Here is a 24,556-nt window from a genome sequence, read left to right on the forward strand (position 1 = left end):
GCGTCGACAAAATTGTGTCGGATTTGTTAAATATGTTTTTTCGAACACCGATTTTCTATTAAGGTGTCCAGCATAATAATTTATAAAACGCAGAGCTTTTCAGCGTCATATCCTAGTAAGCTACAGGATGTAGCTATACTTTAATTAGTGATTGGTTTGGAGTATTACCCAATTGTTAGCATATATTTTACGACGCTTATTATTAGTCGTACCAACCTTTCTAGGTATTACGATTCTAATATTTGCAATTACACGATTTGTTCCTGGTGGGCCTGTTGAAAGAATGTTGGCGAATATGCATTCTGGATCTGACTCTGCTTCTGTCAGTATGGCAGGAAATAGTACATCACTTTCTGATGATCAAATTGCGGAACTCAATGCATTCTATGGTTTGGATAAACCAGTCGTAGAAGCGTATATTGATTGGTTATCTAAAATTGTCGTTTTGGACTTTGGAGAATCGACCCGATATTACGAACCGGTTAGCGATATGATCGCTGAACGCCTTCCTGTCTCTTTATTCTACGGGGGCATGACGTTCTTTATTAGTTATTTTATATCCATACCTCTTGGCTATTACAAAGCGATTAAACATGGGTCTGTATTTGACTCCACATCGTCAATTTTAATTTTTGTTGGCTACGCACTTCCTGGATATGTTGTTGGTGTCTTTTTAATCACAGTATTTGCCTACAACTTAGATTGGTTCCCTATGGGGGGATTCGTCGGCGATGATTTTGATGACTATGAAACGTTTTATGAACAGTTTAAGGATATCATGTGGCATGCCATCTTACCGTTGATCTGTTATCTAATCGGTGACTTCGCAACGTTAACCATGACCATGAAAAATAACCTAATGGAAAACTTGTCTGCGGATTATATTCGAACTGCCATTGCAAAAGGTCTTCCATTTAAAAAAGCAGTTAGAAAGCACGCATTGCAAAATAGTCTTATTCCTATCGCAAGCCATTTCGGTAACTCTTTACTATTTTTTATGACTGGCTCTTTCTTGATAGAAGTTATCTTTAATATAGATGGAATCGGACTTCTCGGTTACGAAGCTATTGTGGAACGCGATTACCCTGTTGTTATGGGAATCGTTGCGATTAATGCCGTTATGCTGATGATTGGTAATATCTTATCGGATCTATGTGTTGCAGCAGCTGATCCACGAGTGAGGTTTGGCTCATGATTAAATTAACTCCATTAACACAGAAAAAGATCAAACACTTTAAAGAAATTAAACGTGGTTACTGGTCATTAATTATTCTGTCTGCATGCTTGATTTTATCTTTATTCGCCGAAGTGTTGGTAAACAGTAAAGCCTTGGTCGTTAAGTACAATGACGAGTGGTCATTTCCAGTGTTTAGCGATGTCAGAGTAGGTACAGAGTTTGGTTTAGATTACGCGAGTGAAACAGACTATCGCGCGTTGCAGAAAGCCTTCGAGCAAGAGAACAGTGGTAACTTTGTCATTATGCCGCTGGTTCCTTGGAACCCGTACGAGCAAGACTTTAGTGGGGATTTTCCTCCGCTGGCGCCCAGTTTAGAAAATCAACATTACCTCGGTACTGATGTTATTGGGCGGGATATTCTTGCTCGATTGGTGTACGGCTTTCGCATTGCGATGGGATTCGCTCTTATGACAATGGCCATCTCCTACGTGATTGGCACGGTCGTCGGTTGCTCAATGGGATTTTTTGGTGGCAAGTTCGATCTGTTTGTTCAGCGGTTAATCGAAGTGTGGTCTATGGTGCCATTCCTATATGTGATCATGATTTTAGTGTCGATTACTCAGCCCACTTTCACTCTGTTTGTCGCGATCAATGTGTTGTTCGGCTGGATGGGAATAACCTGGTACATGCGAACCATGACATATAAAGAGTCGGCACGTGAATATGTTATGGCGGCAAGAGCGCTTGGAGCCTCGACAAGTCGAATTCTACTTCACCATATTCTGCCAAATACTATGGTTATGATAGTGACGTTAGCACCGTTCACCATTGCAGCAAACATTACTGCATTGACCGCGTTGGATTACTTAGGCCTTGGCTTAATGCCTCCAACCCCAAGCTGGGGCGAGTTACTACAACAAGGAAAATCTAATTTGGATTCACCTTGGATCGTGGTTTCTGTCGTTACGTCTATCGTTGCTGTACTGGTGATGGTGACGTTTATTGGTGAAGCGATACGCAGTGCTTTCGACCCGAAAAAATTTACCCGCTACGAATAAATAATTACAAGGAAGTAGTCACAATGAAGATGCTAATGAATTTGCCTGCAATGGCCGTGCTTTCCGCTATCAGTTTTGGTGTACATGCACAATCTGTCCCAGCTGATATTACCTGGGTTTCTAATAACGACGAGCCACTATTTGCTTCGCCAGACGCTGTGCGTGGCGGAACATTGCGGACTTCCATTACCAGTTTCCCGCAAACTCTCCGTAGCGTAGGCCCTGATGCAAACTCAGGTTTACGTCACTATTTCATGGATGGTGCGCCTAAGTTAGCTCAGCGACACCCAAACACCAGTAAATGGATTCCACAGCTTGCCACTTCTTGGGCATTCGATAGTGACAATAAAACGGTTTACTTCAAGCTTGATGAGAAAGCGATGTGGTCAGACGGTGAGAAAATCAATGCCGATGATTACCTATTCATGCTTAAGTACTATCGCTCTAAAGACATCATAGACCCTTGGTATAACGACTTTTTTACCAATTCGATCAGTGATGTACAAAAGATTGATGATTACACGATCGCGGTGAAAAGTAGCATAGAGCAGAGCCAAGATGCCCTGATGGTGTTGATAAATATGCCAAGCAATGGCTTTCAGCCTCGCCCAGAGCATTTTTATCAGGATGGTAAAGATGCCAACAATGACGGCATGGTCGATAACTTTGTTCGTAAATACAACTTCAAGAGTGAGCCAACTGCCGGTCCTTACTATGTCGATAAGGTGAAAAAGGGCAAAAGTGTCACCTTTAAACACGTCGGTGAAGATTGGTGGGGCTACTCTAATCGCTACTACCAAAATCGTTACAATGTCGAAAAAATACGTATTACGGTTATTCGTGATTTTGACATTGCCCTCAAGCACTTTGAAAAAGGGAAACTCGACTACGTTGATTTAGTGTTACCTGAATACTGGCATGGTAAATCCGAGTCGAAAGGCTACAAAAACGGTTACATTCAGAAATTTTGGGGCTTTAACCAAACACCACAAGGTGCAGGTGGCCTGTGGATGAATACCGCGCAGCCTCTACTGGATGACATCAATGTCCGTAAAGGTATCCTTTATGCAAGCGATTACGACGGCATGATTGCCAATATTATGCGGGGCGATTATTCGCGTAAACCGCATGGCTTAGGGTTTGGCCACGGCAACTACGATAAAGTCGATAATAAAGCGCCAGAGTTCGATCCAAATAAAGCCGCCGAATACTTTGCCAAAGCCGGCTTCGATAAAATTGGCCCTGATGGTATTCGTGTCAATGCTCAAGGCCAGCGCTTAAGCTTCGCTATTACTTATGGTTACAACGCTTGGACCCCACGAATCGCTTACTTGAAGGAACAGGCTAAGCTAGCGGGTCTAGATTTTACTCTTAATCTCGTTGATGGATCTTCTGCATTTAAATACATTTTAGAAAAGAAGCATCAATTGGCTTTCCTCAACATGGGTTCAGGTGAGATACCGGCGTACTGGGAATATCTACATTCTGACAATGCCAACAAACCGCAGACTAATGCCCATACAAACTACAGCAGTCCTGAGTTGGATAAGCTGATTGAGGCCTATGATGAAGCATTCGATCAACAAACGCGCTATGCCTTATCTCATCAAATTCAAGATTACGTAACAGATGCCAGCATTATTGTTCCTGGCTATATGGTGCCTTACTCACGAGCAGTACATTGGCGTTGGGTTGAATACCCGCAACAGCCGATGACCAAAAAGACGGAAGCTATTTTTCACCCTATGGATATCGCAAATTTCTGGATAAACACGGATGTTAAGAAAGAAACAGAGCAAGCGATGAAGAAAGGCAAGACTTTCCCTGAAGTCAGTGTTGTCGATGATAGATACAAGCTGTAACTAGGGTGATCGAATGAGTCGAGAAACAATTTTATCGGTCGAAGATCTCGAAGTTGAGTTCCGCACTGATGATGGTTTAGTCAAAGTTCTTCATGGTGTGAGTTTCGATGTCCAGAAAGGTCGCACTCTCGGTTTGGTTGGAGAGTCAGGGTGTGGAAAAAGTGTCACGTCGATGTCTATTATGGGGTTGCTACCAAAACCTTATGGTCAAGTAATTGGTGGTCGCATCATCTATAAAGGCACTGATCTACTGACACTGCCTGCTGAGCGTATGTATCAAATGCGTGGTGATGCGATTTCGATCATCTTTCAAGACCCCATGACTGCACTCAACCCTGTCCATACGATAGGTAAGCAGCTTATGGAAGTTTTGCAGCTGCACCGACCCGAATTGGCTAAAGCTGAACGTCGAGCTTATGCCTTAGAAATGTTGGAGAAAGTCAAAATTCCACTGCCTGAAAAGCGCATTGATGAGTATCCACATAACCTATCTGGTGGCATGAGGCAGCGCGTAATGATCGCGATGGCGCTGGCTTGTAAACCCGATGTGTTGATTTGTGATGAGCCAACGACAGCACTTGACGTTACGGTGCAAGCGTCGATCCTCGAACTGATGCATGAACTGCAGCAAGAGACGGGGATGGCGATGGTATTCATCACTCATGATCTCGGTGTTGTTGCTGAGATTTGTGACGATGTTGCCGTTATGTATGGTGGTCGAATTGTCGAAAAAGCGGATGTTTTTGAGCTATTTGACAATCCGCAACACCCCTATACGAAAAGGCTTCTAGGTTTAATGCCAAGCCTTGAACATCCACCAAAACAGATGATCAATATACAGCCCATTGATCCAAGTATTTTCCAAACAAACTAGGGGGCAGTGATGCAGGAAGTATTAAGAATTGAAAACTTAAAGCAGCACTTTATCTCAGGGAAACGACTTTTTTCAAAAGGCTACTCGATAAAAGCGGTTGATGGGGTTTCACTCTCACTAGAGAGGGGAAAGACCTTAGGTTTAGTTGGTGAGTCAGGGTGTGGCAAAAGTACCTTGGGCCGTACCATTCTCAAGTTGTTTGAACCAACAGAAGGGAGTATTTATTTTGAAGGGAGGGATATAACACGCTTATCAAATAAAGAAATGCGTCCATTGCGCAAAGAGATGCAAATCGTTTTCCAAGATCCGATGGAGTCGCTCAATCAGCGTCACACGATTGGTATGATCTTAGAAGAACCGTTCATCATCCATCAGATGGGGAATGCAACGGAGCGGAAGCAATGGGTATTGGAGCTATTAGATAAAGTGGGGTTGCCGAGAGAAGCCGTAAATCGCTACCCGCACGAGTTTTCTGGTGGTCAGAGGCAACGAATTGGTATCGCGAGAGCCATTGCGTTGAAGCCGAAACTCTTGATTTGTGATGAATCTGTATCTGCACTTGATGTGTCAGTACAGGCGCAAATTATCAATTTACTACTATCACTACAGAAAGAAATGAACCTTGCTATGATCTTTATTTCTCACGACCTTTCCGTGGTTAGGCAAGTTTCTGATGAAGTAGCCGTTATGTATTTTGGTAAAGTTGTCGAATATGGTGACGCGCAAGAGATATACAGTAAACCTCAGAATGATTATACCAAAACGTTATTGTCTGCTATTCCAATTACGCATCCAAGCCAAAGAAAACGTTTAAATAAATAAAATAATTTAATATCTATTTTTGCTTGTTAAATAATCAGGGTTATTTTAACTCTGAGGGCTCCTTTACGTCTTAATAATATATGGATGTATTTATGAGCAGGTAATAAGGATTAAGTAGATCACGGAAGTTTACATATGCAGAACACAAGAATATGTAAGCGAAGGACAGTTGCACTTGCAATTTCATTAGCATTTATATCATCAGTAAATGCTGAAGAACAAAATAGTGAAAATGAGCCTATTTCAGTTTGGTCTGATGTGGGCGGAAGTCTGTCACTTTCTTACGATACAAATATATATCATCCAGATGATCATCGTTCAGTACGAAGCTTATCTTGGAGTGGTAGTTTAAATTATAAGTTTAACGATGATATATCCGGTTATATTTCATCCGGTGGTTATCGCGCTTATGAAAATGAAACGGGTGATTTCGCAACAGATTCAGTTATTGGTGCAAATTACGCGAGTATTTATCAATTTGGAGAAACGGGCAATATCAGCCTTAGCGGGCAATTAACGATTCCGACCTCAGAAACTTCAAGAAAAGATAAATTACAGACTGCGATTAGGTTGGCAACGCCAATCTCATTGAAAGCATGGGGAGTCAATTTTTCTGTTACTCCACGTATTAGAAAAAATTTCCATGAATATAAAACAATGGGTGGGAAGTCATTAACCGAATGGACCTATTCAATTAACTCTAGCGCGGTTAAATCATGGGAAGACTTTACGCTAGGTATTTCTGCTCTAGGTGGAAATACGATTAGCTATCAAGGAACAAGAAGAAGTAGTTGGACCTACGGCGGATCTTTATTTGGAACGTACAGCTTTTCAGATAATTGGTCAGCGTCTCTTTCAGCGTCTACATCAGGTGTATATCAAGATGCTGAGCGAGGAACACTAGGTAATATTGATTTATTTGATCAAGACAATGCGTCTTATCGAGCAACAATTACTTTCTCATTCTAAAAATATAATAAGGATATATTATGGCATTTAAAAAACTGATATTGACGTCTGCGATAGGCGCAATATTGGCTGGTTGTGGCGCAGACGATCAGTCTTACGAATATGTAGATAGAGACGCAAAAGAGGTTAAGGTTTCAGACCTTAGGTTAGATGGCCGTTGGTTCTATGCTCCAACGACAGGCGCCGCGCCTCGCTTTGCAGTCACTCAATTCCCTTTCTTACAAGGTATGGGGCGTTATGTCGAACTTTGTTTCTCAGACGAGGGCCTTGAGGTTCGAGGTTATGATAGAAATAGCCCTGACGCACAACTTCCTAAAGATGCTAATGGTTTCTGTCTTCCTGAAGGCCAAGACAGTTCAGGTGGATTCTTAGGTGGAGAAGATACGGTAAACTTCCCACATATTATGACAATCGGTGGTTCTTACTCTAAGTACCAGTGTCGTGAAGATAGCTACGGTGATTGTACCAACCAAGAAGAGACGGATTCGGATCCAAACCTTACATCTGGTGCGTTTCGCAACAACACTCACTTTACGCCAGATCCGTCAGATACAAAGATCACAGAGTTAAACTTTGACGAGCTGTACGGCACCAAAGAAGGCTTAACCGCTCAAGGCAGCCCAGAAGTCATTTCTTGGGAATTCGATCCTAAATCCGGTGTACTTAACTTTGAATTAGAGCAGACGTTCTCGATCGATATAAGCCAGCTATCGAGTTACATTAATTGGTCGGCAATGGAAGAAGAGCTAGGTAACGGTTCATTCAAAGCGCGTTTCTTCTACTCATTGGTGCATGAAGACCACCTAGCTTCTAAAGACTACCAGCCGATTGTTTATCCAAACTCGGATGACAGTTCATTTGGTTTCTTTACCACGACAACGCTCAAGCTGAATCCGATCACGAACAAATACGATGATGTCACCTACCTTAATCGTTTCAACCCAGAGCTGGACACAATTAAGTATTACTTAACGGATAACTTCTTTGAAGAAAAGAACAAGATCTATCTTGATAGCACCATTGAAACTGTCAATAAGATGAATGAGGCGTTATCCGTTATTGGCGTTGACACCAGTAAGCCGCCAATTGAGATCGTCAACAAGACTTCGGGAATGGGGATCCACCCGGGAGATTTGCGTTATAACGTAATCAACCTGGTTGATGAACCACTCGACAATGGTCTTTTAGGCTATGGACCATCTGTTGCTCATCCAATGACTGGTGAGATCATTAAAGCTCATGTTAACCAGTACTCTGGCGTAGCACGTACAGGCTCTGCCTATTACTGGAACAACTTGGTTCGCTTCTATAATCGCGAGCAGCTAGCTAACGTAGAGTACTTCAAAGCACCAACCTCTGACGTTGATGCCGCTATCGACAGTAGCGCTGAAGCGACCGATTCTTCCACACCGGATGTTGCTAGAGCTATGCAATCACTGGCTTTACGCAACTTTGGCGGTAAAGCGGTTGCTCTCGAAGACGCCCATTCTTCTCAGGCTGCTCAGTATGTTGACAAGCCCGTTGAATCTGGCTTTTCGGCCCCGGTCAAATTCGATGACCTAATGCAGATCACTGACGAATCCACGCCGGAAGAAGTCGTGAAGGCTGATATGCAGCGCCTGCAGATGTGGAGTGAAAACACGGTCTTCCCTATGGAAGCGATGTGGATCTCAGCCACTCAGAAATCGATGATTGATAATCTAGATCTGAGTGCGGGTGACTTCTTTAATGATATTTACGATGACAATAATGTGCTTATTGGTCGTGAACTTAAAACCTGGAAGCAGTTAGGTATCGATGAGCGACGCGTTGCTGCAGATGCGTTGACCATTACTACTTATGCCAACACTCTAGTTCATGAACTGGGCCATAACGTTGGCTTAAGGCATAACTTCAAAGGCTCAAATGACTCTAAAAACTTCTATAGCGAAGCTCAGGCCAAAGCGCTAGGGATGAAGAGTATTCCAGCTTATAGCTCAACCATGGATTACGCACCAAGCATGTTAGATGAAGTGCCAACCTGGGGACTGTATGACCTGGAAGCATTTAAGTTTGCCTATGGTCGTGAAATTGACGTATATGGAGATTTACCTGTTCGACCAGCTGAAGAACCTGCTGTTGTCGATGCGGCTCCTCAAGTGACCTTGCCAACAGATCGTGAACCGACAGCTGAAGAGCAGCAGCAATATGATGCTTGGGTTGCTTATTCCCAATATCAGCAAGACTTAGCGGCTTACCAAGCATGGGTCAAATACATCGAAACGCCAATCTATAAAGCAACCGGCGGTGAAAGCCTGCTGGATTGTCGTCCCATCCAAGTGGTTCAACAAGATGGCGCGGATAAACTCCAGTACACTTGTTCACTAGACAAGATCGATAAAGTGGCATTGATCGATGAGGTCGGATTGCGCCTTGATCTCGAAGCTTTGTTAGCGGCAGAGGCTGTCCAAGGAGTTCAGTTAACTTCAGTACTTCGCAATGATTCTCAATTGTCTCAGTTTAAGCACCTGAGTAAACTCAACTCGATTGTTCCTCTAGCGGGTGTGACTAGCGGTCAGGACTTACGTTCACTGTTTAACTCTTTGCAGCAGACTAAGGAAATTGTGCGCCACGGCGTGATCAATTACGTTGAAGGTGAGTACGAACTAACGCGCGAATCTTTCTCGTTCTGTACCGATGGCAACGTTTCGTTGAACAGCGATTGTAACCGCTTCGATGAAGGTACGAATATCGATGAAATCGTGAGTTATAAATGGCAACGCTACCTTGATAACTATGAAAATCGTAATGTCGAAGTTCTCAATCAAAATGGTTTAACAACGAACGATTACATGGGTTACACCATGAGTCGTCTACGTGGTATGAATGAGATTCGCGAAGTGATCGAGGATTCTGAGCGTTTAGATGCTTTATACACGCGCCTTGGACTCGCTAGAGCGACCGATCGTCCACTTGACTTCTTCAGTTACATGGTTGAGTCGGACTGTAAAGTTGAAGGAGACAACGCACTTTGGTTCTGTAATACGGGTAATGCAACACGTAAAGCAGCAAGTTACTTCTTAAGTGTATTACGTACACCTGAACATCAATGTGTACTGGAGACCACATCAAATTCAGATAGCAGCGTTATTGAAAACAAAGTTATCTCATTAGGTGAGTTTATTTCACTTGATGCCCGTCATGATTTGGATGCCAATTACGACATTGCCCATGCCTCGTGTTTCGACGAACCTATCCAAAAAGCAATTCGTGATAAATACGATGCGAGAAAAGAAGCGACACAAACGACTAGTGTGATTGCTGAAACGGAAAATGGGCGTTTCTTGAACTCAGTAGGTAGCTTTGACCCGTCAAATAACTACTCGAATTCAGTCTCCGCTCTAGGTATCTGGCCAGATAAAGCAATTGCTTCTTATCTACTTGCTCGACGCTATACCTTACGCACGACTGATGAAGCAAGCCATGCGGCTCTGATGGATTGGCCTGGGGTTAAGAATGAGTTTGATAATATCATTGAGCACCTGATCGCTAATGAGCCTTTATCGACACCTGTTAACTTAATCGATGAAGAAGGAAATAGCGTAAGTTCGCCAGTGCCAGTGAACTTGCACTTTACAACTAAGCTAGAGGCGCTACCGCCACTGCCATGTGGATTGTATAACTTCTTAAATATCCCTTGTGATGGTCGTGCAGATATTCCAACCATGCTCTTGAGCATGGCGGCGAGTCGCATTTACTCTCAGGATTATGATGTGCAGTCACGTTCGCTTAGCCAGCTAAATAGTTGGGTGAAAGAGCGCGATAACTACTATCTTCCAGGCGGCAGTGTATCTTTTGTTTTAGATAATTCGAAGTATGCTGCAACAGAAAACAATACTCTGGCTTGGAAGTACGCGAATAAGTTGAACGCAGCAGAACCTTCTGCGCTGATTAAGCAGCTTGGTGAGCAGTCTAAGGAAGACCTTAAGTTGGTTGTTGATACATGGGGTAGTCTGCCTTATTCTAACTATTTCTATTATTACAATACGGTAGTTGGTGCTAATAACTCGCAAATGATCAGTGAGTTTGCAGCGCAAGTTGATACATGGTCAAATTTTGTAAGAGACTTAGGTATCACGACATTGGAAAATGAAGGTGTTATCAATTACATTTTGGGCCAGACTTTTGATAATGAATTGACCGCGGGTCGTGTCCTGTTGGAAAACGGGATAGTAACGCACGTTTCGACTGGTCAAACGTATCCACTTAATAGTGTCATTAATATGATCGTTGGCCTAGAGTACGCAAACTTTGGCCCAGATGGGTTGTTTGAAGAGGTGCAAGAAGTGGCCTCTAACGTAAACAACGCTTTGGCGACTGCAACGCCGGAGATGGCTGCTATATGGTCGCTGCCTGTCACATCTGTTCAAGCTTATCTGAACAATGATTATAAAGCGCTGGATGTTGACTTCTATCAGACTGAAGAAGTGCTAAGACGCCTTCCAACGCGCTCAGAGCATTAATACGCTATGCCCGTTAAAAAGCCGCTTCAAATGAAGCGGCTTTTTTTACTTTTAGTGGCTAATTTGGCACACCACTATGAAATTTAAAATCGTCATCAGGGGACGAGATCAGCTCGGCTTCAAGTTTGCCAAAGAAGTCGACCCTTTGCGAAATATCCTTACCTGCGATTTCCTCGGCTAAGGTTAGGTAGTCTTGATAGTGACGGGCTTCAGAGCGGAGTAGGGAGACATAGAACTTGGCAATATCCTCATCCATATGCGGGGCCAATTTTGCAAATCTTTCACATGAGCGCGCTTCAATGTAAGCACCGATGATCAGCTTATCAATCAAGGTTTGAGGCTCGTGAGTGGCCATTTCTGCCAACAAGCCTTTGGCGTAGCGACTGGCCTGTACGGGTTCATAGGCGATACCACGATCTTCCATGATTTCAAGAACCTGATAAAAGTGGTGCAGTTCTTCTTTGATCAGCAGAACCATCTTATCAATCAAGTCTTGGCTATACGGTGAATCAGTTTTCGCCATGATGGATTTAGAAATATTACTTTTACCCTTTAAGGTTTCCAAACTACCGGTTTTACGATAAGCAAAATCTTCGTAGGGTTTGAACCAATCTAAAAGGTTATGTGCGCTGCTTTTATCAACCGCGTATTTTCGGATCAAATACATCGCTGACTGACCCGCTTTCAGCTCACACAATAGATGGTCAATAAGAATGGTTTTTAAGTGTTGAGGCTTTTTTGCTTCTGCAACCCACTGGTCTGGAGTTGGGCACTGAAGAAAGCTATTGATTGGCTCAAGTAAAGAGTCGTAGGTTTTCAGGTCAATCATGTCGTACTTCATAAATAGAAAAGGCCGCATCAGCGACCTTTTGGAACGGAATTATAACGATTATATTACCATTTTTTCTTTTCACCAAAGAGTGCGTCCATATCATCTTGACGCTCTTTTTCTTCCATTTGATGGAGCTCTTCAGCATTACGGCTTTGACGATTCTGCTCTAGCTCATCGTACATGGCTTGCAGCTTCTCTCTCGCTTGATTTGAGTAGTTGTCGTTTTTGGTACTCAGAGCATCAATGCCTTTACGCAACAGTTGAATTGCGGTACCGGGCTGGCCACGAACAATAGAGTCATTGGCACGTTTAATTACGTTCTCAATGTTGATGCGGATTTGAATGGTCTCAAGGCGCGCATTCTCTGCTACGTATGCTTGAGTTTCAAAGCGGCCTTTGTTGTGTTCACTACGAATAGTATCGCGAAGGCGTTTAACCAGCTTTAGCATCATAATGGCTTGCTTGTCATTACTTGGCACTTTAAACGCTGTGCTTTCACCGCCTTTATGATTTTCTTCTAGCTGGGTTATTTGCGACTTAACGTTATCTACCCGTTGTGCGAGTTGCTTGTTCTTAGGATCCAAGTCGTGCATGTTTTGCAGGGCATCAAGGATTCGATTGTTAAGACAAACTAATAGTTCTTTACTGTATGGGAGATGGTGGGCGTGACCTATGAGCTCTTCCGTTGCATCAATGATTTGTAGGTAACGAGAGCTTTCTTGCTTCTTTGCAGTTTCTGCTTTGACCTTGTACTGAAGCATGATGTTATAGCCAAGAACCAAGACCAGTAAGATGGCAATTAAAGCTATGATTAAACCAATATTCATAAATTCCGTATCTTATGTTTTCCGATGGCTAGCAGACAAGGATACACGATTCTCCCAACTCTCTGCACTCATTTTTCTATTATTGCTCAAGGATTAGCAATTCGTAATCAAAATTGACGAATAAGCGTTGAGAATGAGTAATTGGTTGCAAAATAGTCGAACAAAATCACTCAATCGCCCGTTTACTCAAAGGATTTACCAATTGGGCTATCAATTTTAATTAAGAGGCGTTATAACTAAATATTATAAACTATGAAGGCATGATCGTGGTGCGTCGATAAGGGAGTACGGTTCAGGAATGAAATTACAACAATTGAAGTACATTGTTGAGGTCGTCAACCACAACTTAAATGTATCAGCGACGGCTGAAAGCCTCTACACTTCACAACCAGGCATCAGCAAACAGGTGCGCTTACTGGAAGATGAACTCGGTATCCAGATTTTTGAGCGTAGTGGTAAGCACTTGACTCAAGTGACCAGTGCTGGTGAAGACATTATTCGCATCTCTCAAGAAATCTTAGCGCGCGTTGAGAGCATAAAAGCGGTCGCTGGCGAGCACACTCACCCAGAAATGGGCACATTGAACATCTCAACGACTCATACCCAAGCTCGCTACGCTCTACCTGATGTCATTAAAGGTTTTACTGCGCGCTATCCAAAAGTCTCGTTACACATGCACCAAGGTACGCCAAGTCAGATGTCCGAGGCGATTGCTAAAGGCACGGCGAATTTTGCGATCGCCACGGAGGCTTTACACCTTTATCAAGATGCGATCATGCTGCCTTGTTATCACTGGAACCGCTCTATTGTAGTACCCAAAGGACACCCTCTGGCGCAGAAAGAGCAGGTCACTATTCAAGACCTCGCTTCTTATTCACTAGTCACGTACGTATTTGGTTTCACTGGGCGCTCAGAGCTGGATGCCGCGTTCAATCAGCACGGCTTAACACCACGTGTCGTGTTCACCGCAACGGATGCTGACGTAATCAAAACTTACGTTCGTATGGGAATTGGTGTTGGTGTGATTGCGAGTATGGCGATTGATAAAGAGCAAGACACCGATCTTGTTGCCATTGATGCGAGCCACATTTTTGGTGCCAGTACAACCAGTATTGGTTTCCGCAGAGGCACCTTCTTACGCTCTTACATGTACGATTTCATGGAACGTTTTGCACCGCACTTAACGCGTCCTGTGGTAGAGCAGGCTCTCTCGCTGAAATCAAACGCTGAAATTGAAGAAATGTTCCGCGATATAGAACTTCCGGTTCGTTAATCCTACCTAAAGACTGTGCTTCCTTTTAATATACGCAAAGATTAGGGGGAAGCATGCAGCAACACTTTCAAACTCTCGATGCCTTGTTAATAGAGCATCAGTCCTTATGGCGCTTTGAGCCATTTTTTCTTTGTTCGAGTGATTCGTTACCTTGGTTAGACAGCTACCCTCATTTATGTGAGTGGCTTGATGACTTGTCTGCAAAAGAGATCGAGCACTTAAAATCTCATCCTCGCGAACTGAGTCAAAAGCTATTGGCTTTGGTGCCAGAGTGTCAGGATATAGAGGCTTTGACTCATTTGAAGCCACTAGAGTTAACGGGTCTAACGCTAAATCGTGGGGTAGATACTGGCGTACCCGGGCGTAAGCTGGCGCAAATTGTCTCGATGGGAGAGGCTGCGTTAAGGCATCATCAAGGTACGGAATGGCTGGAGTGGTGTTCCGGCAAAGGGTTTCTAGGGCGAATTCTCGCCAGCCAAAGTTCGCAGAAAGTGACCAGCTTCGAGTTTCAACAAGCCCTTTGTGACGCTGGGCAACGGGAAGCGGATAAGCAGTTACTACCGATGCATTTTATTCAAGGTGATGCCTTATCTGAAACGGCCAAAGTTGCGCTCAATCCAAACCAACATGCGGTCGCTTTACACGCTTGTGGGGACTTACATGTATCCTTGATGAAAAAGGCCGCAGAGATAAATCTGCCAGCATTGACGATTTCTCCCTGCTGTTATCATCTAATCCAAGACCAACACTACCAACCTTTGTCTACGCTCGCGAAGCAATCAATGCTGAAACTCTCCAAAGCAGAGCTGCGAATTCCTTTACAAGAAACCGTGACTGGTGGGGAACGTGTTAAGCGTCATAGATTTGAAGAAATGAGCTTTCGCTTGGGCTTTGATCAGTTACTGCGCGAGCAATTGACGATCGACCAATATGTTCCGATACCGAGCATTAAGAAGTCGATGTTGGGCGAGGGGTTTGAGGCATTTTGTCGTTGGGCTGCTGATAAAAAACAACTTCAGTTGCCAGAGGTAGACTTTACTTACTATCAGTCTGTGGGTGAAAAGAGGTATTGGGACATGGAGAAGTTGAGCCTAGTTCAGCAATTGTTCAGGCGTAGCCTAGAGTTATGGTTGGTGTTAGACAAAGCACTGTTTCTCATTGAGCAAGGTTACCAAGTTAATCTGAACGAGTTCTGCTCGAAAGAAACCACACCAAGGAACATTCTTATTCGGGCACAAAAAGCCTAATTGTGCCTAGTTCTTATTTTGTTGAAATCTTGTTAAATCTTACTTCCCTTTCCGCCAACTTATTGGTAATAATGATTTAGTTGCACAGAAAATGTGCAACTAATAACGACTCATAACGAAAAATACCAAACACAACACCCCTCATTTTGCTGAAATCAAGGAGCTAAGATGAAAGCAGGAAAAATTGTGGCGACGGCCGTATTAGCAGGTGCAGCACTTTTATCGTCTACCAGTATTATGGCGAAAACGGCCAAAGTTGCCGTTTCGCAAATCGTTGAACACCCAGCTTTGGATGCGACTCGTCAAGGATTGATTGATGGCCTGAAGGCGAAGGGTTACGAACAAGGCAAAAATCTAGAGTTTGATTACAAAACAGCGCAAGGCAACCCAGCGATTGCAGTGCAAATTGCTCGCCAGTATGTGGGTGAGAAGCCGGATGTCTTGGTAGGTATCGCGACACCAACGGCTCAAGCGCTGGTATCCGCGACTCGCTCAATTCCTGTGGTCTTCACTGCAGTGACTGATCCGGTTGGTGCAAAGCTAGTCGGCCAGTTAGAGCAGCCTGGTAAAAATGTTACTGGCTTGTCTGATCTCTCTCCAGTTGCCCAGCACGTGGAATTGATCAAAGAGATTATTCCAACGGTGAAATCCATCGGCGTTGTCTTCAACCCGGGTGAAGCGAACGCAGTAACCCTAGTCAAGCTGCTAAAAGAGAGCGCAAAAGCACAGGGTATTGAAGTGGTTGAAGCGACAGCACTGAAGAGTGCTGATGTTCAATCGGCGACCCAAGCGATTGCTGAGAAATCGGATGTTATCTATGCACCAACAGACAATACCGTTGCTAGTGCGATAGAAGGTATGGTTGTGGCAGCGAACCAAGCGAAGACACCGGTATTTGGCGGAGCGACGTCTTATGTTGAAAAAGGCGCCATCGCCAGTCTTGGTTTTGACTATTACCAAGTTGGTGTTCAAACGGCGGATTATGTAGCGGCCATCTTGGAAGGTAGCGAACCCGGTGTATTGGACGTCAAAGTGGCGAAGGGGTCAGATCTCGTAGTCAATTCAAGTGCGGCGAAAAAGCTAGGACTAACAGTGCCTGCGTCTGTACTTGAACGCGCAACGAGCGTCAAGTAACTCTCCAACCTATCAGGAGAGGACAGTCGTGCTCTCCTACTAATATTAAGCAGAAAAGGGAGTTTGTATGTCTGCTTTTGCTTTTTTCGGTGCGTTGGAAATCGGGCTTATATATGGATTGGTTGCCCTAGGTGTTTATCTAACGTTCCGTGTTCTTGATTTCCCTGACTTGAGTGTTGATGGCAGTTTCCCTATGGGAGCGGCGGTTGCTGCTACAGCTATTGTCTCTGGTATTAACCCTTGGGTTGCCACTGGGTTGGCGATTGTGGCAGGTGCGGCAACTGGCTGGGTCACGGCTTTTCTTGCTGTCCGCTGCGGCATTTTGCACTTGCTTGCCTCTATTCTCACCATGATTGCGGCTTTCTCGATCAACATTCGCATTATGGGGCGACCAAATGTCGCTTTGCTGGGTGAGGAGACGATTCTTACCCCGTTCGAAAGCATGGGCGATCCTATGCTTATTAGGCCGTTGATCGTGGGGTTACTCGTCTTGATCTCGGCGTGGTTTGTCGTCCGTTTGCTTAACAGTGATTTTGGCTTGGGCTTAAGAGCAACAGGGGTGAATGCTCGGATGGTTGCAGCACAAGGCGCAAGTACGGCTTTTTATACCTATTTCTGTCTGGCGTTATCGAATGGTTTCGTCGGGTTTGCGGGTGCGCTCTTTGCCCAAACCAATAGCTTTGCAGATGTGACTTCTGGGGTAGGGACCATTGTGGTCGGTTTGGCTGCCGTCATTTTGGGGCAGACCCTGATTCCGGGTAAAAAAATATGGGTAGCCGTTGTTGCGGTGATTCTTGGCTCGGTCCTGTATAGGTTAGCCGTCGCCTTTGCGCTCAGTTCTGGCATGTTTGGTCTGCAAGCATCTGATCTTAACTTAGTCACGGCGGTTTTAGTGGCGATGGCTCTAATCGCTCCGAAACTGAAAGGTAACTTAAAAGCAAAAAAGGCTAACGCGTCTGCTGCTTCTCAGCAGACGTTGAAGCAGAGTAGCAAATCAGGAGGTGCAGCATGATTCATCTTGAAGATATTCAAGTTACGTTTAACCCTGGCACCATATTAGAAAATAAGGCACTTAGAGGCGTCTCGTTAGAAGTCCCTGAGCATCAGTTTCTCACCGTGATTGGCTCAAATGGCGCAGGTAAATCGACACTGCTTGGCGCGGTGACCGGTGAGACGCCGATGATAGGTGGCAGAGTTGTTATTGATGACCTCGATGTAACCAAACGCAGTGTAGACCAACGAGCCCAACAATGTGCCCGCGTTTTCCAAGATCCGTTAGCGGGTACTTGTGGGGATTTGACCATTGAAGAGAATATGGCGCTCGCGTATATGCGCGGTAAAAAGCGTGGCTGGAGTTTGTCGCTTTCTTCTCAGCGTCGTAAGTTGTTTCAAGAGCGAATTAGCATCTTGGGGTTGGGGCTAGAAGACAGGCTAGGCGATAGCATAGGTTTGCTCTCTGGGGGACAGCGTCAGGCGGTAAGTTTAGTCATGGCGACATTATCTGACAGCAAACTTCTACTGTTAGATGAGCATACTGCCGCACTCGACCCGCGTATGGCGGCATTTATCATCGATTTAACCAAAAAAATCGTCAAAGAGTTTAATTTAACGGTAATGATGGTGACGCACTCAATGAAAGATGCGTTAGCCTGCGGGGATCGAACGGTAATGCTGCATCAGGGGGAAATCGTCCTTGATGTCGCCGGTGAGCAACGTGAAAACATGCAAGTCACTGACTTATTGGAGATGTTCACTAAAGTACGTGGTGAAGAGCTTGCGGACGATAGTTTACTGTTAAACTAGCACTTTCTTTACAATTTCTTGGCAGAGATTCATATAAATCTGTGACATAATTTCGACAAAATTATAAACCAAGCCTATCTACTGTATTACAGTATGGATAGGCTTTTTCATTTTTATTTATTAGAGGCAGCAGATGCAGGTAAAGAGGCATTTCAGTTTAAAATTCGTTTTTCTAGTGCCATTAGTCTTATCTGCGGTGATCTTTGCTCTCACCATCAAAAATTACTACGACTCTGTCAACCGCGATTTAGATGACGAGTATGCTCGCGTTCATGATTCGTTAGCCCGTTCTGCCAAAGTGTTAACGGCAGTCGATTACAGCTTCTCCAATCAATCCAAACTGCGCAACATCCACTTATTAGAGCATAATCGTCAAGTTGTTGGTGGTGTTTGCCAAATGTGGCCTCTGGATGCTTTGTTGCTCACTGACGGACGTAACCATGAAATCCCCGCTGTTGATATCAACTATATGCTTGTTGGCGAGCCCTCATTGTGCGACCCGGGGAGCGAGATTTATGAACGAGTGTCCGGTCAGGTTTCTTTAGCGCCAGTCCTTTCTTTTGTCCACGATATTGATAACTCGTTGCTCGGTATTCAATATATCGACAAAGAAGGCTACATAATGACATCGCCTGATACGTATGCGAAGACCTTTAAACTAGAAACGTTGCGCACCGTTAAAGTTCGACCGTTTTGGCAGATGACCGCCAATAATCCAGATTTGATTACGTTAACGGGCCCCGCGCCTATATATACCAGCAGCGAACATGTAATGAGTTTGTCCATGCCTATTTTTTCATCTGGTGCGCTTCAAGGCATACTTTCTTTGGATGTTGCCTATGAAAAACTGCTTAACAGTAGTGGCAAGCTAGCGGGCACCTTAGCGATCATCAATGGCAGCCTAATTGAACCTCCAAAATCTGCGGTACGCGTAGAGCATATTAATATTGAGGGGTTAGGGGGCACACATCGAATTTACTATGCGTTTGATTTGACTAAAGAGGTGAAAAACTTCTTTTATTTTGAGCGTTACAGTTTGTTTGTTGTGGTCATTGTCTATCTGCTGTCTGTCATCGTGTTGTTTTTCATTAATACTCGAGTTGAGCATAGTTACTTTAAAGAGTTATCGGCGAAAGACCCAATGACAGGCCTGCTCAATCGTCGTGGCTTTCAAACCTTTATCGCCGGAGTTCAGCATCAGCGTTACGTCGCGATTGCAGTGTTTGATATTGATAACTTCAAATCCATTAACGATACCTATGGACATGATGTTGGTGACAATGTGATTTCGTATATGGCAGACCAAATCGTTGCAAGCATTCGAGACTGCGATGTCGCTGCGCGTTTTGGTGGTGAGGAGTTTGTCGTTTACATGAGTGGTGGTGATGTAGAGTCTTTGAAAAAGTCTATGTTACGGGTACAAGAAGCGATATGTGCGCACTCTCAACAGATTATAGAGCCAGGGTTTACAGTATCCGGTGGGGTCGAAGTGGTCGATGGTGATAACGCCAGCGACTTTGATCAACTGTTCAAAGCGGCTGACGAAAAACTCTATATCGCTAAAACCTCAGGTAAAGACCAACTGGTTTTCTAAGCGGCAGTTAATGTGTCTCGGTAACGAGTAATATGCTCGACGATTGGCGCCGCTTTATTGAAGGTTCTGATTTCTCTAAACAGAGCCGCAGCTTCTGGATACTGTTGGCGTAAATAGGAGAACCACTGTTTTACTCGGTTAGGGTAGTACAGACCTTTGTCACCCTTCATTTCGTACTGAGAGTAAACCAGTAGTAACTCGACGACTTCATGCCAAGGCATTACGCTGTGATCATGTTTTACCACGTTGCCCAAGTTAGGGACATTAAAGGCTCCTCGACACACCATAAGTGAGTCGACACCTGTGGTCTCTATACACGCTTGGCCGTCTTGGTGATTCCAGATTTCGCCATTGGCAATCAATGGAATAGAAAATCTCTCGCGGATTTGACCAATGTATTCCCATTTAATTTCGCTGGCTTTATAGCCACCCGTTTTCGTGCGGGCGTGAACGGTAAGCTCATTGGCACCTGCTAGTTCAATCGCATCGACAATTTCAAAGCAGTCATCAGGGTTTTCCCAACCTAAGCGGATTTTTGCAGTCACTGGAATATTGCTTGGTACTGCGTCTCGACAAGATTTAACCACCTGATGAATGAGCTCTGGGTGCTGCAATAAGGCGGCGCCCCCTTTGCTTTTATTCACCAGTTTTGCCGGGCAGCCAAAATTAAGGTCGATGCCTTTTGCGCCCAAATCGGCAGCACGAATGGCATTTTCTGCCATCCATTTAGGGTCTTGTCCCAGCAGTTGAACGTGGACAGGAACTCCGGATTTTGTTTGCGAGCCTTGAAGAAGCTCTGGACACAGACGATGGAAAACATGATCTGGCAGGAGCTGATCGACAACCCGAACAAACTCTGTCACACACAAATCATAGTCATTGATGTCGGTTAAGATTTCTCGCATCAAATGATCCAGTACGCCCTCCATTGGGCCGAGCACTACTCGCATAAAAAACGCCTCTATTTACGGAGGCGTGATTTTAGAGGTATGCAAAGCAAATGTCACGATTTGAGCATAGTGAAAGCAGCGTTATTGCGGTAAAGGCCTATCACGACGGACATTAAAAGTACCATCCAATGGTTGATATTCTAACGTCCAAACGTCAGTCGTATAGTCGGTAATGTTCGACTTGTAGTAGTAGTAACAAGATCCATCAGCGCGGTACCAACTTACGACATCTGCATCTGCATTGTTTTCTAATATGGGGTCACTGTGTGCTTCGACGCTAAGATCGGTTTGCAGTAAATCTTGCCAAAGTTCAGGGCAGTCAGGCTTGGTTGGGTTAAGGGTATCAACATTTCGCGGGTACCCAGTTATGGAAGGAAAGATGTTTCCATCGCCATAGCCAATAACCACCGCACCGCTCGGCTCATTCTCAACTAACCACATCGAGTGATATAACTGGGTAGCACTGACAAAAGCGCTAAATGCTGCTCGAGCCCGATTGTCATGGGCATCTTGTTGATAATTGAGAAAGCGGGGCAAAGCCGTCACCGCGAGTATGCCCAGTATGACAATGACGACAACTAACTCTATAAGAGTAAAACCTTTGATTTTATAAATACTCATTCGTGACCCGACAACTTTATTAACAGGTTGTAAGAATATGTTTCAATTATCAGTTTGCGCTCTAACGGGTAATTTTCAAAGTGAATTAAGTGAAATATCACTAAGAGTTTTTATGGATAGATAAAAAGAGAGAGCTAGCTATGAATTCCTTATAACTAGCCTTGACGTGAAATTGTCGAAATATCACAAGAAAAAGGATCCGAGCCAGGGAGTGAGTCTCGAAGTGACCTGTCGCCTTGCATAGGGTTATAATGCGCGGGTAATCAGTTAAACACTAGAAGTGAATAATGAAGTATCAATTACTGACACTGCCGGACTCAATTACTAGTGAGTCGAGCGATTTTCTTGAAGGACTCACTTTAGCGGCGAACATGGCAACCAAGCCACTCGACCCAGACTCGTGGTTGGAGTCTATCTTCTCAACCCAAGCGTCAGCGGCGAAAACTGCGGTTGAGGGCCACATTACTCAGCAGTATAGCTACCTGAAAGCTAATGAATACTCATTGCTGAGTTTGATTGAAGGCGAGAGCCGAAGGGAACGCCTGGCTGATGTCGCAGAAGGTTTTATGACCCTGTGGCCGACCATTGAGGTTCAATGGCAAGAGGTGCAAGTAGGCGATGGCACTTTACGCATGCTACAAGCTTTGTTGACTTGCTTTATGTTAGCTATTGATGAAGAGCAAACTCAGGCACAGATGCAAGCGGCCGGAATCGAAACGCCACCAAAGTTAGATGACTTTATCGAACAGCTTGACCTTATGTTGGTGGAGGTTGCACAAGCCGCGGATGAAGCCATGATCGGTGCCAAATCTCAAAGCGTGAATCCGTACAAAGAGACCGGACGTAACGATGCATGCCCATGCGGTAGTGGTCGTAAATTCAAGCAATGCTGCGGAAAATAGAACAAAGTTAACTTTATTCGGTCAAAGCTTATTGCAAACAACGTTATAAAAAACACATTGCGACGATAAAGGAACAAATATTGATGAAAAAACTCGCTGCATTATTGTTTATGAGTTTATCTGTGCTGGCGGCTCCAAAAGACGAGTTGAGTCACCGTCTACAGCTTACGGGAGGTTTTAGCGCCGATTTCGCTCAACAAGTCACTAGCCCTGATGGTGAAGTGGTAATGGAAGGTGAAGGTAAGGTTGAGATAGCGAGGCCAAGCTTGTTTCGTTGGACAACAACCCTTCCTGATGAAAACGTGTTAGTTTCAGATGGTGAAAGCCTTTGGTATTACAGTCCGTTTATTGAGCAAGTGAGTATTTACTGGCAAGAGCAGGCTACTGAGCAGACGCCATTTGTTTTGCTAACCCGTAGCCGTGCCAGTGACTGGGACAATTACAAAGTTTCTCAGCAAGGTGATGTTTTTACTTTGGTACCGACAGCAGTTGATTCGAATCAAGGGCAGTTCAAGTTAGAAATAGACACTAAAGGTGCCGTCAAAGGCTTCAGTGTTATCGAGCAAGATGGCCAGAAGAGCGCGTTTGAGTTCGATAATATTGATTTAGCCAAACCAAAAACTGAGCGCTTTACTTTTACCATTCCACAAGGTGTCGAGGTGGATGATCAAAGGAACTAAATGTGAGTAATTTCTCGTTTGATTTCTCGGGGGACGAAGATTTTCGTCCCCTTGCCGCTAGAATGCGGCCACAAAATATTGAGCAATACATAGGTCAGCAGCATATTTTAGGTGAGGGGAAACCCTTGCGTCGCGCTTTAGAGGCTGGTCATGTCCATTCGATGATTTTGTGGGGACCTCCGGGGACGGGGAAAACAACCCTCGCGGAGGTGGCTGCCAACTATGCGAATGCAGAAGTTGAGCGCGTATCAGCGGTGACATCAGGCGTTAAAGAGATTCGTGCGGCGATAGAGAAAGCGCGTGAGAATAAACGGGCAGGTCGTCGAACAATCTTGTTTGTCGATGAGGTGCATCGGTTTAATAAATCGCAGCAAGATGCTTTTCTACCGCACATTGAAGATGGCACAGTAACCTTTATTGGAGCTACCACAGAAAACCCTTCTTTCGAGCTCAATAACGCTTTGTTATCAAGGGCTAGGGTCTACAAACTGACCTCTTTATCCCAGGCAGACATTTTGCAAGCGCTCGAGCAAGCGATCCAAGATTCAGAGCGTGGGTTAGGGGCAATCAAAGCTCAATTTGTCGATAACGCTCTAGATCGCCTAGCAGAGTTAGTGAATGGTGATGCTCGTATGTCACTGAACTATCTAGAGCTGCTCTATGACATGGCTGAAGATGATGACCAAGGTGTTAAGCAGATTACCTTGTCTTTGCTGGCAGAGGTCGCTGGAGAGAAAGTATCACGCTTCGACAATAAAGGGGATATTTGGTACGACTTAATCTCTGCAGTGCATAAATCTATTCGTGGCTCAAACCCCGATGCGGCACTCTATTGGTCTGCGCGCATGATAGCTGCAGGTTGCGATCCTTTGTATATTGCTCGCCGATTGTTGGCGATCGCATCAGAAGATGTCGGGAATGCTGACCCGAGAGCAATGCAAGTTGCGCTCTCAGCATGGGATTGTTTTACTCGCGTTGGTCCGGCTGAAGGTGAGCGTGCAATCGCACAAGCGATCGTCTACTTGGCCTGTGCTCCAAAAAGTAATGCGGTTTACACAGCATGGAAACAAGCATTACGTGATGCCCACAATTTGCCAGAATATGAAGTGCCACCACATTTACGCAATGCGCCAACCAGTTTAATGAAAGATTTGGGCTACGGTGCTGAGTATCGGTATGCACACGATGAACCTGGCGCGTACGCCGCGGGAGAGTGCTATCTGCCGCCTGAAATGAGTGACACTCGCTACTATCAACCGACCAATCGTGGCTTAGAAACGAAAATTGGTGAAAAGTTAGATTACTTGGCTAGTTTAGACGCAAAAAGCCCACAAAAGCGCTATGAATAAGCGCCCATTTTAGATACATTTATTCGGTTAATATTTTTAGCGCTCGAGCACGATGCTGGAGCGCGATTTCACAACTAAAA

20 protein-coding genes are annotated in these 24,556 nt (G+C 44.6%); 16 read left to right on the plus strand and 4 right to left on the minus strand.

Going from position 1 to position 24,556, the window contains the following annotated elements; all coding sequences use genetic code 11:
• Positions 1-172 precede the first annotated feature (172 nt).
• The 7 genes from RH45_RS13545 to RH45_RS13575 all read left to right on the plus strand — a co-directional run bounded on the left by RH45_RS13545 (position 173) and on the right by RH45_RS13575 (position 11,264).
• The gene (locus tag RH45_RS13545) at positions 173-1,195 is read left to right on the plus strand and encodes an ABC transporter permease subunit (protein WP_039958637.1); all 1,023 of its coding nucleotides are present in this window, start codon (positions 173-175) and stop codon (positions 1,193-1,195) included.
• On the plus strand, positions 1,192-2,235 hold the full coding sequence (locus RH45_RS13550) for an ABC transporter permease (RefSeq protein ID WP_008078052.1): 1,044 nt from the start codon (positions 1,192-1,194) through the stop codon (positions 2,233-2,235). Before RH45_RS13545 ends, RH45_RS13550 begins: the two co-directional genes overlap by 4 nt.
• Positions 2,236-2,258: 23 nt before the next feature.
• Complete coding sequence (locus RH45_RS13555) at positions 2,259-4,097, plus strand: extracellular solute-binding protein (RefSeq protein ID WP_008078053.1); 1,839 nt, start codon at positions 2,259-2,261, stop codon at positions 4,095-4,097.
• A gap of 13 nt (positions 4,098-4,110) precedes the next feature.
• Complete coding sequence (locus tag RH45_RS13560; RefSeq protein WP_008078054.1) at positions 4,111-4,971, plus strand: ABC transporter ATP-binding protein; 861 nt, start codon at positions 4,111-4,113, stop codon at positions 4,969-4,971.
• 9 nt (positions 4,972-4,980) lie between these two features.
• Positions 4,981-5,793: an ABC transporter ATP-binding protein gene (locus tag RH45_RS13565; RefSeq protein WP_008078055.1), complete on the plus strand. Its 813-nt coding sequence runs from the start codon at positions 4,981-4,983 to the stop codon at positions 5,791-5,793.
• Between the two features lie 135 nt (positions 5,794-5,928).
• Positions 5,929-6,762: a hypothetical protein gene (locus RH45_RS13570; RefSeq protein WP_008078056.1), complete on the plus strand. Its 834-nt coding sequence runs from the start codon at positions 5,929-5,931 to the stop codon at positions 6,760-6,762.
• A gap of 20 nt (positions 6,763-6,782) precedes the next feature.
• Entirely contained in the window at positions 6,783-11,264 is a 4,482-nt protein-coding gene (locus RH45_RS13575) for a M66 family metalloprotease (protein ID WP_008078057.1), read from the plus strand.
• A gap of 58 nt (positions 11,265-11,322) precedes the next feature.
• Here the strand turns inward: RH45_RS13575 and miaE are convergent, their stop codons facing one another.
• Together miaE and RH45_RS13585 are read right to left on the minus strand one after the other, a co-directional pair.
• Entirely contained in the window at positions 11,323-12,093 is a 771-nt protein-coding gene (gene miaE, locus RH45_RS13580; RefSeq protein ID WP_008078058.1) for a tRNA isopentenyl-2-thiomethyl-A-37 hydroxylase MiaE, read from the minus strand.
• Between the two features lie 65 nt (positions 12,094-12,158).
• Entirely contained in the window at positions 12,159-12,923 is a 765-nt protein-coding gene (locus RH45_RS13585; RefSeq protein WP_008078059.1) for a hypothetical protein, read from the minus strand.
• A 298-nt stretch (positions 12,924-13,221) separates the two neighbouring features.
• On the opposite strand from RH45_RS13585, the gene cysB reads away from it, so the two are divergent.
• The 6 genes from cysB (at position 13,222) to RH45_RS13615 (ending at position 19,974) form a co-directional block, all read left to right on the plus strand.
• A complete protein-coding gene (gene cysB / locus RH45_RS13590) occupies positions 13,222-14,196 on the plus strand; it encodes an HTH-type transcriptional regulator CysB (RefSeq protein WP_008078060.1) in 975 nt (324 codons plus the stop codon).
• A gap of 53 nt (positions 14,197-14,249) precedes the next feature.
• Positions 14,250-15,443 carry a methyltransferase gene (locus RH45_RS13595; RefSeq protein WP_008078062.1) on the plus strand — a complete coding sequence of 398 codons (1,194 nt, stop codon included), beginning with the start codon at positions 14,250-14,252 and terminating at the stop codon, positions 15,441-15,443.
• Between the two features lie 168 nt (positions 15,444-15,611).
• Positions 15,612-16,577 (plus strand): ABC transporter substrate-binding protein, encoded by a 966-nt coding sequence (locus RH45_RS13600; protein WP_008078063.1) that lies wholly within the window; start codon positions 15,612-15,614, stop codon positions 16,575-16,577.
• Positions 16,578-16,644: 67 nt separating this feature from the next.
• Complete coding sequence (locus RH45_RS13605; RefSeq protein WP_008078064.1) at positions 16,645-17,589, plus strand: ABC transporter permease; 945 nt, start codon at positions 16,645-16,647, stop codon at positions 17,587-17,589.
• On the plus strand, positions 17,586-18,380 hold the full coding sequence (locus RH45_RS13610) for an ABC transporter ATP-binding protein (protein WP_008078065.1): 795 nt from the start codon (positions 17,586-17,588) through the stop codon (positions 18,378-18,380). The genes RH45_RS13605 and RH45_RS13610 overlap by 4 nt, the downstream gene beginning before the upstream one ends.
• Before the next feature lie 133 nt (positions 18,381-18,513).
• A complete protein-coding gene (locus RH45_RS13615) occupies positions 18,514-19,974 on the plus strand; it encodes a sensor domain-containing diguanylate cyclase (protein WP_008078066.1) in 1,461 nt (486 codons plus the stop codon).
• Here RH45_RS13615 and dusC read toward each other — a convergent pair.
• Positions 19,971-20,924 carry a tRNA dihydrouridine(16) synthase DusC gene (gene dusC, locus RH45_RS13620; protein WP_008078067.1) on the minus strand — a complete coding sequence of 318 codons (954 nt, stop codon included), beginning with the start codon at positions 20,922-20,924 and terminating at the stop codon, positions 19,971-19,973. The two genes, RH45_RS13615 and dusC, sit on opposite strands and share 4 nt — an antisense overlap.
• 81 nt (positions 20,925-21,005) lie before the next feature.
• Positions 21,006-21,545, minus strand: a complete 540-nt coding sequence (locus RH45_RS23830; RefSeq protein WP_008078068.1) for a type II secretion system protein — start codon at positions 21,543-21,545, stop codon at positions 21,006-21,008.
• Between the two features lie 287 nt (positions 21,546-21,832).
• Here RH45_RS23830 and RH45_RS13630 point away from each other — a divergent pair, with 287 nt between their 5' ends.
• From RH45_RS13630 to RH45_RS13640, 3 genes are all read left to right on the plus strand, one after another.
• Positions 21,833-22,447, plus strand: a complete 615-nt coding sequence (locus tag RH45_RS13630) for an SEC-C metal-binding domain-containing protein (RefSeq protein ID WP_008078069.1) — start codon at positions 21,833-21,835, stop codon at positions 22,445-22,447.
• A gap of 83 nt (positions 22,448-22,530) precedes the next feature.
• The gene (gene lolA / locus RH45_RS13635; protein ID WP_008078070.1) at positions 22,531-23,127 is read left to right on the plus strand and encodes an outer membrane lipoprotein chaperone LolA; all 597 of its coding nucleotides are present in this window, start codon (positions 22,531-22,533) and stop codon (positions 23,125-23,127) included.
• Positions 23,128-23,129: 2 nt separating this feature from the next.
• Entirely contained in the window at positions 23,130-24,476 is a 1,347-nt protein-coding gene (locus tag RH45_RS13640) for a replication-associated recombination protein A (protein ID WP_008078072.1), read from the plus strand.
• Positions 24,477-24,556 lie beyond the last annotated feature (80 nt).

The organism is Vibrio sinaloensis DSM 21326 (assembly GCF_000189275.1).
Classification (GTDB): domain Bacteria; phylum Pseudomonadota; class Gammaproteobacteria; order Enterobacterales; family Vibrionaceae; genus Vibrio; species Vibrio sinaloensis.

Excerpts from the sequence above, each read along its gene's own strand:
- cysB (WP_008078060.1), top strand. The coding sequence starts at position 13,222 with ATGAAATTACAACAATTGAAGTACATTGTTGAGGTCGTCAACCACAAC.
- RH45_RS13595 (WP_008078062.1), top strand. The coding sequence starts at position 14,250 with ATGCAGCAACACTTTCAAACTCTCGATGCCTTGTTAATAGAGCATCAG.
- RH45_RS13570 (WP_008078056.1), top strand. The coding sequence starts at position 5,929 with ATGCAGAACACAAGAATATGTAAGCGAAGGACAGTTGCACTTGCAATT.
- RH45_RS13630 (WP_008078069.1), top strand. The coding sequence starts at position 21,833 with ATGAAGTATCAATTACTGACACTGCCGGACTCAATTACTAGTGAGTCG.
- RH45_RS13585 (WP_008078059.1), bottom strand. The coding sequence starts at position 12,923 with ATGAATATTGGTTTAATCATAGCTTTAATTGCCATCTTACTGGTCTTG.
- RH45_RS13575 (WP_008078057.1), top strand. The coding sequence starts at position 6,783 with ATGGCATTTAAAAAACTGATATTGACGTCTGCGATAGGCGCAATATTG.
- RH45_RS13605 (WP_008078064.1), top strand. The coding sequence starts at position 16,645 with ATGTCTGCTTTTGCTTTTTTCGGTGCGTTGGAAATCGGGCTTATATAT.
- RH45_RS13600 (WP_008078063.1), top strand. The coding sequence starts at position 15,612 with ATGAAAGCAGGAAAAATTGTGGCGACGGCCGTATTAGCAGGTGCAGCA.
- RH45_RS13610 (WP_008078065.1), top strand. The coding sequence starts at position 17,586 with ATGATTCATCTTGAAGATATTCAAGTTACGTTTAACCCTGGCACCATA.
- RH45_RS23830 (WP_008078068.1), bottom strand. The coding sequence starts at position 21,545 with ATGAGTATTTATAAAATCAAAGGTTTTACTCTTATAGAGTTAGTTGTC.
- RH45_RS13555 (WP_008078053.1), top strand. The coding sequence starts at position 2,259 with ATGAAGATGCTAATGAATTTGCCTGCAATGGCCGTGCTTTCCGCTATC.
- miaE (WP_008078058.1), bottom strand. The coding sequence starts at position 12,093 with ATGATTGACCTGAAAACCTACGACTCTTTACTTGAGCCAATCAATAGC.
- lolA (WP_008078070.1), top strand. The coding sequence starts at position 22,531 with ATGAAAAAACTCGCTGCATTATTGTTTATGAGTTTATCTGTGCTGGCG.
- RH45_RS13550 (WP_008078052.1), top strand. The coding sequence starts at position 1,192 with ATGATTAAATTAACTCCATTAACACAGAAAAAGATCAAACACTTTAAA.
- RH45_RS13560 (WP_008078054.1), top strand. The coding sequence starts at position 4,111 with ATGAGTCGAGAAACAATTTTATCGGTCGAAGATCTCGAAGTTGAGTTC.
- RH45_RS13615 (WP_008078066.1), top strand. The coding sequence starts at position 18,514 with ATGCAGGTAAAGAGGCATTTCAGTTTAAAATTCGTTTTTCTAGTGCCA.
- dusC (WP_008078067.1), bottom strand. The coding sequence starts at position 20,924 with ATGCGAGTAGTGCTCGGCCCAATGGAGGGCGTACTGGATCATTTGATG.
- RH45_RS13565 (WP_008078055.1), top strand. The coding sequence starts at position 4,981 with ATGCAGGAAGTATTAAGAATTGAAAACTTAAAGCAGCACTTTATCTCA.